The sequence below is a fragment of the Clostridium tanneri genome (assembly GCF_033659955.1).
Lineage (GTDB): Bacteria > Bacillota > Clostridia > Clostridiales > Clostridiaceae > Clostridium_AM > Clostridium_AM tanneri.
The window spans coordinates 1-509 of record NZ_JARUJP010000093.1; the positions used below are offsets into that span (position 1 = coordinate 1).

Annotated in this window: 1 rRNA gene; it reads right to left on the reverse strand. The window is 52.3% G+C overall.

Annotation, left to right across the window (positions count from 1 at the left end):
- Positions 1–509, reverse strand: a 23S ribosomal RNA gene (locus tag P8V03_RS19085); the annotation flags it as partial.

Consider the following 509-nt stretch of genomic DNA (forward strand, 5'->3'; position numbering starts at 1 on the left):
GTCTCCCACCTATCCTGTACAGACAATACCGAAACTCAATGCTAAGCTGCAGTAAAGCTCTACGGGGTCTTTCCGTCCAATCGCGGGTAGCGAGCATCTTCACTCGCAATACAATTTCGCCGGATTTGTTGTCGAGACAGTGCCCAAGTCATTACGCCATTCGTGCGGGTCGGAACTTACCCGACAAGGAATTTCGCTACCTTAGGACCGTTATAGTTACGGCCGCCGTTTACTGGGGCTTAAGTTCACACCTTCGCTTGCGCTAAGTGTTCCCCTTAACCTTCCAGCACCGGGCAGGCGTCAGCCCCTATACATCAGCTTTCGCTTTAGCAGAGACCTGTGTTTTTGCTAAACAGTTGCTTGGGCCTATTCTCTGCGACCTGCTTGCGCAGGCACTCCTTCTCCCGAAGTTACGGAGTCAATTTGCCGAGTTCCTTGACAACAATTCTTCCGCTGGTCTTAGGATTCTCTCCTCACCTACCTGTGTCGGTTTGCGGTACGGGCGCCAA